The sequence below is a fragment of the Arthrobacter sp. Alg241-R88 genome (assembly GCF_900537115.1).
In the GTDB taxonomy this organism is placed as follows: domain Bacteria; phylum Actinomycetota; class Actinomycetes; order Actinomycetales; family Micrococcaceae; genus Arthrobacter.
In genome coordinates this window covers 1-12,246 of record NZ_UNRG01000009.1, presented here as the reverse complement: position 1 = coordinate 12,246, position 12,246 = coordinate 1, and the positions used below count along the sequence as shown (strand labels likewise).

The window sequence follows — 12,246 nt, the reverse complement described above, 5'->3', positions numbered from 1 at the left end:
CACAGTTGTCCCTATGCTTCGTCCTCCACGCTGACCGGTTCCTCGATCAGCAGCGCCGTGCCCTGGTATGCGCCGAGCTCGATGAAGAAACTGTGCAGGTCGTCCACCTGGCCCACGGTCTCCTCGGTGAAGAGGTCCTGGACCTGCGCCCCGGCTTCCAGATGGGTGGAATGGACACTGCCGGTGATGCTTTCACCGGAGAAGTTCAGGACCGTCACCTGGATCTGCCCTGATGCGAGGCGGTGCACCATTACCAGCAGGCCCCGGTGGGAAACGTCCGGGACGTCCAGGAGCAGGCTGGTGGCAATTCCCCACTCCTCCCGGACCTTGAGGATTTTCTGGAGCCGTCGGGCGAAGGACTGGTCGTCCTTGAGCTGCTCGGGCAGAGGACCGTAAAGGCTGCGTGCCCGGGGCATTCCCGAAGCTGAGACGGTGGCCTCGGCATTGGTGCCCATCAGGTCGTGGGCGCCGCGGTTGATCCACCTGGTATCGCCCTGGGCTGTGAGCTCGCTGACCTGCGCCCGGTCCAAGGTTGTCATGCCCACCATGTCCCAGCCGGAAAGCGCGAAGACTCCTGGCTGCAGCGCGTTGTACATTGCCAGCAGCAGGTGGGCTTCCCGCACCGTCTCAACCTGCTCGGCAGTCAGCGAGGAAATGTCCTTGATGCCCAGGGCGGCGGTGATAACGCTGACCGTGGTGCAGGCAATGCCGTTGGTGGTGAAGACCGCGTTGTAGGGCCCGTTTTCGCCCGTGAGTTTGTTCCGGAGCGTGTCCTGGACATGTTCGGTCAGCTCGGCGCCGGTCAATTCGGAACCAGCCAACTCGAAGACGTCGTCCTTGTGCCGGGTGGCGAAGTGCACCAGCTCGTAGGTCAGCTCATCGTGGTTCTGCAGCGCATGCACCAGTGACGCCTGGTCCACACCGATCTCCATCGCCAGCCGCAGGGTCAATCGCAGGAACTCCGTGTCCTGGGTGACCAGGGCATAGTGGTAGCCGGGCCGCGTGATGAAGTCGTAGGACAGGTCCGGGCCGGTTTCGGAGGTCGCCTTGATGTCATCAATGGTGAGGTTGAGTTCCTGGAACGAGAAGCCGCCCACCTTGCGCACCATGCTGCCGATGAGCTGGTTCGCTGCTTCGGAGAGCGGATGGCCTTCGGACCAGCCGGGCTGTTCCTCTGCGCTTTTTTCGACGCCGAGGAAGCCGTTGGCATCCAGGCGCAGCGCGCCGGTACCCAGGTCCAGCAGCGAATGCAGTGCGTCGCCCACCACCAGGCGCATGCCGGAGAAGGTTGGGTCCAGCCAGTTGATGGACGGCTGCCCGGCCTTGAAGTAATGCAGGTACACCCAGCGGCGCTTCTGGCCGGTGGTGTCCACAATGGCCCGGGTGGCGCTCCAGTTGGTTTCCTTCACGCCCGGTTCATAGAAGATGACCCGCTGCAGCCGGCCGATGATGTATCCGGCCTTCTGCAGGGCCTGCTCCGCTTCGGGGCTGATGTTTACCGAGTCCTCACCCGGCGGAACGTCGGGCAGCAGGTGCCAGTCCGATTCCGGAATGTCGATCATGTGGTAAATGCCGGGGTAATCCCGGTAGTTCATCTCGGCCAGGCGGAAGTCCGCACCTTTACCGGTGTGCCCGGGAACGATGTCATCGATGATGGTGCCGTCGTGTTCGCCGGCAACCTCGCACATCCGGCGGAACTCGTCTTCGGAACCGAACAGCGGATCGATGGCCATGCTGATGCGGTCAAAGTGGCCGTCCACGCTGGGCGTTTCTGCCCACCCCTGCAGGCCGCCGGCCTTCTTCACCGGTCCTGTGTGGATGGCCCGGATGCCGATTTCCCGGAACGTCTTCCACAATTCAGGATCGCCGAGCGCCCCCAGGAAGGATTGACCCGGCGTCGTCATAAACGAAAGCGGGTAGGCAGTGAACCACACGGAGGCGCGCTCGACGGCGGCCCGCGGGTTGGGGTGCGCATAGGAGTGCTGCCACATGCTCGCCTGCCCTGACAGCTGCCGGGCAAGGACATTGGCATCGCCCAGCATCGCCTGGTTCCTCAGCCACTCCACATAGGTTTTGTTGAGCCCGTCGAGTTCCAGCGACGGCGCATTGGCAAAGTATTGCCGGCGGCGGGCTACAGGCCGCAGCGCCTTGGGCCGTGCAGGGTAGAACTTTTCATCGAAGGTAATTTCCGGCGCTTCCGGGGCCTCCATAAGCTCCGCGGCTTCCGCTGCCTCCGCTTCGGTCACACCGCCGGTGTCCCCCGCTAGCTCTGCTGCATCACCATCAGAGACGCTGGCGGTAGCTTTTCCCAGTTCAGACACTGAGTTCCTCCCTCAACTCGACTGCATTCCACTCTGCCATGATTCAACCGCCGGCCGAACGGCGCCGGGCGATGAATTTCCGGTGAGCGGCGGCTCAGGGAGTCCGTACCCGCGAGAACCGGTAGAAATGCACGCCGTGCGGCGGAACCTCAACGAGTAACGCCGGCCGGCCCAACAGCGGGCGGATCACGGCGTCGCGCCCACTCCAGGCCTCATGGCCGTGCCACTCCACCCCGTCCAGGAGTGCAGCGCCGGAAAGGACTGTGGCCGCAACGGAAGCACCCGGGCCTGGTAGCCCAAGGTCCGCGAGCGGCAGGGTGCGGGACAACCCGGCCGTTCCGGTGTTAAACGCCGCCACAAAGTAATCGTCCGAAGCCGTGCTGTCCGCTGCCCACAGCACCAGGCCGCCGTCGCGCAGTAACTCCCGGTTGTTGGTGCTGGCGCCGTGCGCGTCCAGGAGGTCCCGGTTGGTCAGGAGGTCCAGGGTTTCCGCGGGCGACGACGGGAGGTCGCACCCGAGCATAAGCGGCGAACGTGCAACGCACCAGAGGGTCAGCATGGTCCGCTGTTCATCAAGGGTGAGGCGGCTGAGCCGCTCGCTTCCCCGTTCCGCCCGCTGGCCGATCCTGCCCACGGGCAGCATGTCGGCGTCCGCCCAGGCACCGGGGCGCTGGTGCGGGGCCCACCTTGCCAGCCGGGCGAACTGCGCCTCCACGTCCTCCCACACGTCCCAAAGGTCGTCTGATACCCGCCACATCTGGGCATTTCCGCGGAGGTGCTCCAGCCTCGCCAGTGACACCGCCCTGCCCGGCGAAAGGCTGAGGACGATGTCCCGGCCGCTGCGGTCCAGGGCCCGGCGGTAGGCCTCAATTTCAGCGCCAAAGTAGGGCCCCAGCATGTCGTCCGCCTTGACGAAGTCCACGCCCCAGCCGGCGAACAGCCGCACTTGGGAGTCATAGTAGGCCTGGGCGCCGGGGTGGTCATGGTCCAGTCCGTAGTTGTCCGTGTTCCAATCGCAGACCGAAGACTTGTCTGCCACTTCGCCGGCAGTGAAGGCCGTGCCTTCACTGGGGAGCCTCTGATGCACCGCCTGCCGGGGTATGCCCCGCATGATGTGCAGCCCGAACTTGAGCCCCAAACTGTGGATCCGGTCCGCCAGGGGTTTGAAGCCGAGGCCGCCCGCGGCCGAGGGGAACCGGTTGATGGCAGGGAGCTGCCGGCCATAGCTGTCCAGTTCCAGCACGGCACCCTCGTTGTAGCCGCCCGCCCTCGCCGCGGGTTCGTACCACTGGATGTCCACCACCACCGTGTCCCAGCCGAAGGGCAACAGGTGTTCGGCCATAAAAAAGGCGTTCGCCAGCACCTCCTCCTCCGTCACCGTGGTGCCGTAGCAGTCCCAGCTGTTCCAGCCCATCGGCGGAGTCTCGGCAAGCGTCACCGGAAGAATTTACAACGATAGAAAGGCGAAGGCAAGAGTATCCGGCCGTGCCTCGTGAAACGACGCAGCGGCACGTGCCGCCGCCTTGACATGCAGATTGTGAGCGCTGACAGTTGAGTGAGCCGCCACCCATCCCCCACCGGAAAGCTGATTCATTGAAGAACTGGGCAGGAAACCTCGAATACTCCTCTGCAAGGGTCGAACGGCCGGAATCCGTGGCGGAACTGGCACAGATTGTGGAGCGAGCGGCCCGGGTCAAGGCCTTGGGATCACGCCATTCCTTCAACCGTGTGGGCGACACCGATGGTGTCCACGTCCTGCTCGACGCCCTGCCCCAGCACATAGCCCTGAACGCCGACCGCAACACTGTAAGGGTCAGCGGCGGCGTCAGCTACGGCGCCCTGTGCCGAACCCTCGAGCAGTCGGGTGTAGCCATCCACAACCTCGCGTCACTCCCCCACATTTCGGTAGCAGGCGCAGTGCAGACGGGAACCCACGGTTCCGGGGTGGACAACCCGTCGCTGGCCGGGGCCGTACAGTCCATCGACCTGGTACGGCCCTCGGGTGAAACCGTCACCCTGTCCCGGGAAGATGGGGACGAATTCCTGGCCAGCGTGGTGGGCCTGGGCGCCCTGGGAATTGTCACCGGCCTCGAACTGGCCGTCCAGCCCAGCTTTGAGATGCGCCAGCGCGTGCTGGAGGACCTGCCATGGGAACGGGCGCTGGCGGCCTTTCCGGAGATCATGTCCAGCGCATACAGCGTCAGCCTCTTCACCAATTACGCCGGCGACACCATCAGCCAGGTGTGGTTGAAAGCGCTCGGCTCGGAGCCCCCGCTGACCGACCTGTTCGGTGCCACGGCCGCCCTCCGGCCCCGGCACCCGCTGCCGGACATGTCCGCCGAAAACTGCACCATCCAGCTTGATGAGCCGGGACAGTGGCTGGACCGGTTGCCGCACTTCCGTCACGAATTCACCCCCAGCAAGGGCGAGGAACTCCAGAGCGAATTCATCCTGCCGCTGGAGCACGCACCGGACGCGCTGCAGGCGGTCCGCAGCCTGGCGAACAAGCTCGCGCCCCTGCTGTTTGTCTCGGAAATCCGCACCGGCGCCGCGGACGAATTCTGGCTGAGCCCCTTCTACAAGCAGCAAAGCGTTGCCCTGCACTTCACCTGGAAGCCGCTGCAGGCCGAGGTGGAAGCCCTGCTCCCGGAACTTGAGGACCTGCTCCGACCCTTCGGCGCCCGGCCGCACTGGGGCAAGCTGTTCTCCCCCGGGGGTCACGACTGGGAGACGCTCTACCCCCGCTTCGCCGGATTCCGGTCCCTGGCCTCGTCCCACGATCCCGAGGGCAAGTTCCGCAATGCTCTGCTGGACAGCATCCTCGGCGTCCCCGCTGCGAGCGGCCGGTAACTCAAATGGGTACGCCCGCCACTGCCGGGGGCCGCGAACTGTAGCGTTCGACGGCGGGTGCCCACCTGCCGTCGAGCGCTTCAGTTGGTTACCGGTCGCCAGCCGGAAGGCGGGGGCGAGTCCAGAAACGTTGTCACAACGTCCTGCACCAGACCCGTCCTGGACAACCCAAAGAAGTGCGTCGTGCCGGGAAAAACCGCCAGCTGCGATGCAGGTACGCCGTCGAAGTCACCGTTCACGTCTCCCCCGCGGAGCTGCAGGAAGCGCACGGCATGCTCGAGCTTGACCATGTCGCAATCGCCTACCGTGATCAGCGTCGGGGCGGCGATGCTGCGGATCTCCTCATCGCTCCATCCGATGGCATCCGCGTCGTAGCCGCCAAGCTTGTCCAACAGCCCCTGCAGGTGCTCGCGGTCCGGGTGCGGCGAAACAGCCAGGTAGCGTTGTTCCATTGGGGTGCCGGCGATCATGTCGACAGTCATGGCGGCTACCTCCTCGGCGTTTCCGCCGCGGTCCCCGTCGGGCCGGAATGACACCGACGAGACAATGAGCTTGCGGACAAGTTCCGGATGCTTGACCGCCAGGTGCAGCGCCACCGCGCCTCCGACGCTGAAGCCAAACACATCAACCTTCGGGACTTCCAGGTGCTCAAGGAGTCCGATGACATCGGCCGCAAGGTCGCGGGTTCTCAGCGGACGGTCGATGTCGTTGGTCCGGCCGTGACCCTGAAAGTCCGTGGCGATGACCCTGCGGCCCGCGGACAAACCCGGGATCAACGCGCCGAATTGCTGCTCGATGTCAAATAATCCGACATGCAGGAGCAGCAGCGGCGTACCGCCGGCCCCGTGCAGCTCGTAGTACATTTGCAGGCCGTTGACGGGGGCGTATCCCGTTTCGGGGGCTGGCGTCGCTGGCTCGGGCATGTGGTGGTCCTCCGTCCGTTTCGGGCCATCCTAGTGCGGTGGCGGTTCCGGCGGGAGGGCCAGGGTGAGGCCAAGGCAGTGCCTTTTATGCAAAAGCGGACGTACCGTCAGCCCCCGGCCTCTACCCGCCGGAACCGGATACGGCCGCCGATGGGCACCTGCCCCGCGAGGTCCCGCTGGTGGTCCACCACCACTCCGATCACGGGGTAGCCGCCGCTGACGGGATGGTCGGCGAGGAACAGGACGGGCAGCCCCTCCGGCGGAACCTGGAGGGCGCCGGCCACGGTTCCTTCGCTGGCAAGCTCGCCCTGCCGGTTCCGCTCCAGCGCCTGGCCGCCGAGGCGCATTCCGATCCGGTTGGATCGGGGGGTGACCTCCCACTCCTGGGCGTAGAACGATTCCACCGCCGCGGCGCCGAACCAGTCTTCCCGGGGGCCGGGCACCACATCCAGCACCGTCACTCCCGCGCCCGGAAAATCGGGCTGGATCTCGGGATTGCTCACCACACGGGATTCCGTGGCATCGCCGGCGTGGATGAAGTCTCCCGCCGCCAGCGGGTCGGGCCCCAGGCCGGACAGTGTATCGGTGGAACGGCTGTCCAGGACTTGTTCCGCCTCCACGCCTCCACGCAGGGCCAGGTAGCTGCGGAAGCCTTGTTCCGGCGGGCCAATGGTCAGCACCTCGCCGTCCAGCAGCACGAACGGTTCTGCCGGGGCTACATTCCGCTCGAGGTATACATCCTCGTCCTCCGGATCCCCGGCCGTGCCCTTCACAGCCAGCTCTGCCGGGGCCCCGGTGACAGCCAGAAGCTGGTCACCCACTGCCTGCACCTGCAGTCCTCCGGCCACGACTTCCACGGCGGCAGCTGACGGGCTGTTCCCCACCAGCCGGTTCGCCCGGCGCAGGGAGGAACGGTCCAAAGCGCCGGCGGCGCCCACACCCAAACCGGTGTGCCCGGGGCGGCCGAGATCCTGGATAAGGCTCTGCAATCCCGGCGAGAGTATGCGCAGCCCCGCGCCGCGCGGGGACCCCGCCGCCTTAATCCCCTCGTCCGGGACTGCCACGTCGATGAGTTCCCGGACGGGCCGGAACTGCACCCGGTCGCCGGGGGCGGCGAGCGCGGGCTGCTCCCGGCCCAGGTCCCACATCCGGGCAGCCGTTCGGCCGATCAACTGCCACCCGCCGGGGCTTTGCCGCGGATAAACGGCCGAGTAGCTTCCGGCAAGGGCCACAGAGCCTGCCGGAACAGCAGTCCGGGGCGAGGGACGGCGCGGAACGTTGAGCACCTGGTTCTCGCCCACCATGTAGCCGAAGCCGGGGGCGAACCCGCCAAAGGCCACAGTCCACACCTGTCCGGTATGCGCGGACACTACGCCGTCCGGACCCAGGCCGCTCAGCGTTCCCACTTCGGCGAGGTCTTCGCCGTCGTACACGGTATCTATGGTTACCAGCCTGCCCTCCGCCCGCTTCTGGACCGCAAGGTCCATTGCGAGCAGCAGCCCCGGCATCCGGCGCGCCGACCGCGGTGAATCGGCCATCACCAGCACCGTTTCCGCAGCCGCCAGGACATCCACCTGGCCTGGCAGCGGATGCTTCAGCAGCAATGCCTGCAGTGCGAGAACGCCCGGAAGCCCGGAAAGCTCGGCGAGAACCGCAGTGGTCCCCACCGCCCGGACAGCCAGCACCTTCAGTGCAGCGGACGGGACGGGGGATGCCGGATTTCCCGGAGCATGCGGCGGTGTCTCCATAGGAACCTCATGGTACGCGGAACGTCAATACGCTCCGATTGTTAGGCTGTACCCATGAACCGCCGCCATGCCACCCTGTCCGCTGTCCCGCTGTTGCTGCTGCTGGCCGGCTGCGGCGCCGTAGAGGAAGCCGCCGGGAACGCAGCCAGCGATGCTGCCTCGAAGGTTGCCACTGCTGCCGCCGACGAAGTGAACCGGCAGATCTGCGCGGTGGTCCAGGACGGCCTGGTCAGCGTGGAGGACAAGCGGGTGCTCGGGGGGCTGGTCTCAGCCGCCCGTACCGCCGGCGTCCCGGCAGAAATCACGACGCCGCTGGGCGAGATCGCGGAGGCCGGAGACCAGGTGCCGGCCGGGTCAGTCCAGGCCCTGAAGGATGCCTGCACTGCGTAAAGCTATTCCCTTTCATTGCCCCTTTTGGCCGCCGCGTCCTGGTGCTACGGTGAAATGACGAACTAGTAAGCCTGTGATACTAAATTCACGGAGCGAAGGAGATCGTCATGGCTGAACGCGGCAATACCAAACACGGTCCCAACCTGGACGACCAGATGAAACACGAAGCCCAGGGCGTGGTCCACGGAATCCAACCGCCCCACGCGGAGGAATGGCGCGAAACCGAGCCTTTCCCCGACGATACGGATCCTGCTGAAGTCCAGGAAGCCCTTAATCCTGTAGCTTCCCCGGACTCCATCAGCGATGAGGAGGACGAACAGTGACCGGCAGCTTGAAGGAATACGCGGAGCTGTACCGGCTGGGCGGGCCCTGGTGTACGGCATACGTGGATGCCGGAACCGGCACAGTTGACACCCTGGAAGCGGCCGACGTCAGGCCCGGAAATATCCGGGCCGCGCTCGAAGCCGCTGGCGCATCCCCGGCAGACCTCGATGCCATGGAACAGGCGCTGCAGCCCGAAGCGGGGGTTCCTTCCCCGGTTTCGAGGTTCGTCCTGGTGCACCAGGGCAGGGCGGAACTCAACGAGGTCCTGCCGGGAGACCGGGTAGGGGCGGAACGGATTTCGGTGGATCCCATCCCTGACCTGCTCCCGCTTGTCAAGCACCGTCCCGAGGAATTCCCGTATGTTGTTGCCGAAGTGAGCCGCGAACACGGCGAGATCCGGCTGCACTACGCCGGGGCAGGCACTCCTGCCAGCACCCAGGAGGTGCAGGGAGAAAGTGAGCATGTCAGCAAGTTCCAGGGCGGCGGCTGGGCCCACCTCCGTTTCCAGCACCACACCGAGGATGTGTGGCGCCGCAATGCAGACCAGGTGGCCGAAGAGATTGACCGGGTGGTGGGCAGCAGCGGTGCCCGGTTGGTGGTTCTCGCAGGAGATATCCACGCCCGCAGACTGGTCCAGGAGCAACTTTCCAAGGCCAGCCAGGCGCTTGTGTCAGTGATCGACTCCCATACTCATACAGCGGGCGCGGATAACGCCCTCCTTGAGGACCAGGTCAACCAGCGGGTGGCCGAACAATGGGCCACCGAGCAACAGGAGATCATGGAGCGCCTGGCCATGCAGGAGGGCCAGGCCAACCCCGAGTCCGCCACCGGAATCGGCGCTGTGGTGCACGCGCTGCAGCAGGCACAGGTTGAGGTGTTGATCCTGGACGAGGCAGCCCTTTCCGAGCGGACGCTGCTCGCACTCGATGCGGAGCCGTGGATTGCCACCGCAGAGGAGGAGTCCCTTGGAGCGAACGTCCTGGGCAAGGTTCCCGCGCCGGCGGCACTGCTGCGGGCTGCTGCCCTGACCGACGCGCGGGTCCTGCTGGTCCCCGGCCCCGTCCTGCCGGACGGCGTGGACGTGGCCGCCCTGCTCCGTTGGCCCACCGGTCCGGCGGTGCCCGCGTCCTGAACCAACCAACACAAGCGACAGGAAGGTGAACCATGGCAACTTCGAATGAGGAACAGGACCGTGGGCCCGGTGGCGCCATCATCCCTGAAGAGGACGCGCTGCCGAATCCCACCCGGACGGGCCACGGCAAGATGCCGGAAAACATAGATGACGACGTGTACGAGGCAGCGGCCGAACAGGAGCGCGTGGCGGCGGGCCTTGCCGACTATGCGCCCAGTGACGTGCCGCCGGCTACCGATCCCTTGCCGCCTGAAGCATCAGAGGCTGCGGATTTCGCCCAGCGGGGCCTGCTGGAGGACAACGACGCCACCGGGAACCAGGAGAACACCAAGTAGACCGCCACGGACAAGAGGGGCAAGGCCATGCGGCCCTGCCCCTCTTGCTGTTTCATCACTGTCCTGTCATCACTGGTGCGGCTGGTCCAACCCGCGCAGCCCGCTGCCGCGGCCGCCATGGGAACGGCGCACGTTCCTGTGCTCAGGAGCAACGAACGGAACCACCTCGGGATCCCGGGTAGCCGGCAAAGCCCGAATGAACTTCGAAAGTTCCTCATGCAGGACCTTCCACGCGATGTTGGGATCGTCGGGATAGGCATCGCTTTCTGCCTGCCGTGCCGCATCCAACGCAGCCTTGCCGGCTTCTGTCAGCTCGACCTTAAACTGCCGGCGGTCTGCCGACTGCCGGGTCCTGCTGATATGCCCTGATGCTTCCAGCCTGGTAAGTACTCGGCCCAGGGTCTGGCTCTGCACACGGACCACTTCCGCAAGCTGCTCCTGGTTCAAGGGCCCGGCAACCAGCCCTTCCAGTGCAATCACGGCGGCGCGGGTCAGTCCAAGGGGCGCCAGAGCATCATCCTGACGCCTTTGGACCAGCCGCGCCGCCAGCGTAATAAGGCGGTAGCTGTTCCGTGCATCCGGATCGAGGTTGCTGGTCATCGGCCGCGGCCTTCCTGTAGGTGGCGAAGTGCGGGTGTCCTCACCCCTTCATGCGTCGCTACCTACCTACAATAAGCATGCTTAGCATCCTATTCGCAAGTAGGCTTACTATTCAGCGCCAAAACATCCTCGCGACTCCTCGCACAAACACTCCGCAGCCGACATTCCCAAATGCACCCCCTTGCAAAGCAAATGGGAAGTGTGCTTAGTATCTAAGTAGTAACCATGCTTACTAACTACAGCCAGCACTGCTGTTTCTTGATCGCCAGCTGACCCTTCTTTCGAAAGAGAGCATGATGACAGAGAACCAATGGCCCCAGACGCCCAACCCCGCTATCCCGGACGCTTACGGCGCCTCAGAGGTTGGTGCTGAAGACACCTTCGCTACCTCAGGCACGCTGGATTCCGGCGCCAACTCCAAGAAACAGGCAGCCAAGGAAGAGGCTTCGAACGTGGCGGGACAGGCCGCCACCGCAGCCCAGGGAGTGGCCCAGACGGCGAAGGAAGAGGCCGCCCACGTTGCTTCCGAGGCGAAGTCCAGCGCGCAGGACCTGCTGTCCCAGGCAAAATCGGGGCTTTCCAGCCAGGCCGGTACGCAGCAGCAGAAGGCGGCCGAAGGCATTCGCACCATTTCCAGCCAGCTGCAGAGCATGGCTGACGCCCCGGAGCAGCAGGGTATGGCCAGCGACCTGATCCGGCAGGCTGCGCAGCGCAGCGAGTCGGTGGCTTCCTGGCTTGAGAACAAGCAGCCAGGCGACTTGCTGGGCGAGGTCCAGAGGTTCGCCCGCAACAAGCCCGGCACCTTCCTCCTGCTTGCCGCCGGTGCCGGCGTCCTCGCAGGCCGCCTGACCCGCGGCCTCACCGCGGGAACCGCATCCCAGGGCGGGACCTTGCAGTCCTCCCCCGCCCAGCGCCCGGTGGCCGCTCCGCAGGCAGCACCCCTCCGGCAGGAGACGGTGTTCGCCGCAGGAAGCGACACCGACCTGTACGACGAGCCCGTTGTAGGCGCCGGAGCCCCGGTATCCACAGCGTCCCTGCCGTCCGGTACCGCGGAAGACACTCCTCTGCGCTTTGAGGATGACCCCTACCAGTCGAAGGAAGGACGCCACCTGTGAGTAGTTCTATTCCGGAGCCGCCGCCGAGTGCGGCGCATGTGAAGGCGGATAACGCGTCGTTGGGTGAGTTGCTCGGTGATGTGACCCGGGATCTGTCCACCCTGATGCGCCAGGAACTCGAGCTCGCCAAGGCCGAAGCGAAGCAGTCCGCCACCAAGGCAGGCAAGGGCGGCGGCATGCTCGCCGGAGCCGGCGTCGCCGGGCACTTCGTCCTGCTGTTCCTTTCCCTGGCACTGATGTTCGCCTTGGGCGCCCTGATGCCGCTGGGCTGGGCCGCCGTGATCGTCGCCGTGATCTGGGGCATCATCGCCGCGGTCCTGGCCTCGATCGGCCGCAAGGAACTCAAACAAATCAAGGGCATCCCGCAGACCAGCGAAACACTCTCTGAAATTCCCCCAACCCTAAAACCAGGTGAGGTAAACCGATGAGCGATAACCCGGACGCAATCCGCCAAGACATAGAAGCCACCCGCGCACGCCTGGGCACCAACGTGGACGCGGTCGCCGAC

Annotated in this window: 13 protein-coding genes; 8 read left to right on the top strand and 5 right to left on the bottom strand. The window is 65.5% G+C overall.

Annotated elements, in window-relative coordinates; all coding sequences use genetic code 11:
* Positions 1–11 precede the first annotated feature (11 nt).
* Both treS and G6R19_RS16570 read right to left on the bottom strand, forming a co-directional pair.
* Complete coding sequence (gene treS, locus G6R19_RS16575) at positions 12–2,210, bottom strand: maltose alpha-D-glucosyltransferase (RefSeq protein ID WP_163167179.1); 2,199 nt, start codon at positions 2,208–2,210, stop codon at positions 12–14.
* A 205-nt stretch (positions 2,211–2,415) separates the two neighbouring features.
* Complete coding sequence (locus G6R19_RS16570; protein ID WP_240341925.1) at positions 2,416–3,759, bottom strand: glycoside hydrolase family 27 protein; 1,344 nt, start codon at positions 3,757–3,759, stop codon at positions 2,416–2,418.
* A 155-nt stretch (positions 3,760–3,914) separates the two neighbouring features.
* On the opposite strand from G6R19_RS16570, the gene G6R19_RS16565 reads away from it, so the two are divergent.
* Positions 3,915–5,171: a D-arabinono-1,4-lactone oxidase gene (locus G6R19_RS16565; RefSeq protein ID WP_163166963.1), complete on the top strand. Its 1,257-nt coding sequence runs from the start codon at positions 3,915–3,917 to the stop codon at positions 5,169–5,171.
* Positions 5,172–5,251: 80 nt separating this feature from the next.
* Here G6R19_RS16565 and G6R19_RS16560 read toward each other — a convergent pair whose 3' ends face one another.
* Together G6R19_RS16560 and G6R19_RS16555 are read right to left on the bottom strand one after the other, a co-directional pair.
* On the bottom strand, positions 5,252–6,094 hold the full coding sequence (locus G6R19_RS16560; protein ID WP_163166961.1) for an alpha/beta hydrolase: 843 nt from the start codon (positions 6,092–6,094) through the stop codon (positions 5,252–5,254).
* Positions 6,095–6,201: 107 nt separating this feature from the next.
* The gene (locus G6R19_RS16555) at positions 6,202–7,842 is read right to left on the bottom strand and encodes a 5-oxoprolinase/urea amidolyase family protein (protein WP_163166959.1); all 1,641 of its coding nucleotides are present in this window, start codon (positions 7,840–7,842) and stop codon (positions 6,202–6,204) included.
* 54 nt (positions 7,843–7,896) lie between these two features.
* Between G6R19_RS16555 and G6R19_RS16550 the strand changes: the two genes are divergently transcribed.
* The 4 genes from G6R19_RS16550 to G6R19_RS16535 all read left to right on the top strand — a co-directional run bounded on the left by G6R19_RS16550 (position 7,897) and on the right by G6R19_RS16535 (position 10,023).
* Positions 7,897–8,232 carry a hypothetical protein gene (locus G6R19_RS16550; RefSeq protein WP_163166957.1) on the top strand — a complete coding sequence of 112 codons (336 nt, stop codon included), beginning with the start codon at positions 7,897–7,899 and terminating at the stop codon, positions 8,230–8,232.
* A gap of 107 nt (positions 8,233–8,339) precedes the next feature.
* On the top strand, positions 8,340–8,555 hold the full coding sequence (locus G6R19_RS16545) for a hypothetical protein (protein WP_163166955.1): 216 nt from the start codon (positions 8,340–8,342) through the stop codon (positions 8,553–8,555).
* Positions 8,552–9,688, top strand: a complete 1,137-nt coding sequence (locus G6R19_RS16540) for a Vms1/Ankzf1 family peptidyl-tRNA hydrolase (RefSeq protein WP_163166953.1) — start codon at positions 8,552–8,554, stop codon at positions 9,686–9,688. Before G6R19_RS16545 ends, G6R19_RS16540 begins: the two co-directional genes overlap by 4 nt.
* 32 nt (positions 9,689–9,720) lie before the next feature.
* Complete coding sequence (locus G6R19_RS16535) at positions 9,721–10,023, top strand: hypothetical protein (protein WP_163166951.1); 303 nt, start codon at positions 9,721–9,723, stop codon at positions 10,021–10,023.
* A gap of 69 nt (positions 10,024–10,092) precedes the next feature.
* Here the strand turns inward: G6R19_RS16535 and G6R19_RS16530 are convergent, their stop codons facing one another.
* Positions 10,093–10,623 carry a MarR family transcriptional regulator gene (locus G6R19_RS16530; protein ID WP_163166949.1) on the bottom strand — a complete coding sequence of 177 codons (531 nt, stop codon included), beginning with the start codon at positions 10,621–10,623 and terminating at the stop codon, positions 10,093–10,095.
* A gap of 296 nt (positions 10,624–10,919) precedes the next feature.
* On the opposite strand from G6R19_RS16530, the gene G6R19_RS16525 reads away from it, so the two are divergent.
* The 3 genes from G6R19_RS16525 to G6R19_RS16515 all read left to right on the top strand — a co-directional run.
* Positions 10,920–11,738: a hypothetical protein gene (locus G6R19_RS16525; RefSeq protein WP_163167175.1), complete on the top strand. Its 819-nt coding sequence runs from the start codon at positions 10,920–10,922 to the stop codon at positions 11,736–11,738.
* Entirely contained in the window at positions 11,735–12,166 is a 432-nt protein-coding gene (locus G6R19_RS16520; RefSeq protein WP_163164878.1) for a phage holin family protein, read from the top strand. The genes G6R19_RS16525 and G6R19_RS16520 overlap by 4 nt, the downstream gene beginning before the upstream one ends.
* Positions 12,163–12,246 (top strand): DUF3618 domain-containing protein (locus tag G6R19_RS16515; protein WP_163167173.1); only part of this gene is annotated, 84 nt, incomplete at its 3' end. The genes G6R19_RS16520 and G6R19_RS16515, both read left to right, overlap by 4 nt.

Coding starts and splice junctions, on each gene's coding strand:
- G6R19_RS16550 (WP_163166957.1), top strand. CDS start 7,897: ATGAACCGCCGCCATGCCACCCTGTCCGCTGTCCCGCTGTTGCTGCTG.
- treS (WP_163167179.1), bottom strand. CDS start 2,210: ATGGAGGCCCCGGAAGCGCCGGAAATTACCTTCGATGAAAAGTTCTAC.
- G6R19_RS16525 (WP_163167175.1), top strand. CDS start 10,920: ATGACAGAGAACCAATGGCCCCAGACGCCCAACCCCGCTATCCCGGAC.
- G6R19_RS16560 (WP_163166961.1), bottom strand. CDS start 6,094: ATGCCCGAGCCAGCGACGCCAGCCCCCGAAACGGGATACGCCCCCGTC.
- G6R19_RS16530 (WP_163166949.1), bottom strand. CDS start 10,623: ATGACCAGCAACCTCGATCCGGATGCACGGAACAGCTACCGCCTTATT.
- G6R19_RS16545 (WP_163166955.1), top strand. CDS start 8,340: ATGGCTGAACGCGGCAATACCAAACACGGTCCCAACCTGGACGACCAG.
- G6R19_RS16555 (WP_163166959.1), bottom strand. CDS start 7,842: ATGGAGACACCGCCGCATGCTCCGGGAAATCCGGCATCCCCCGTCCCG.
- G6R19_RS16535 (WP_163166951.1), top strand. CDS start 9,721: ATGGCAACTTCGAATGAGGAACAGGACCGTGGGCCCGGTGGCGCCATC.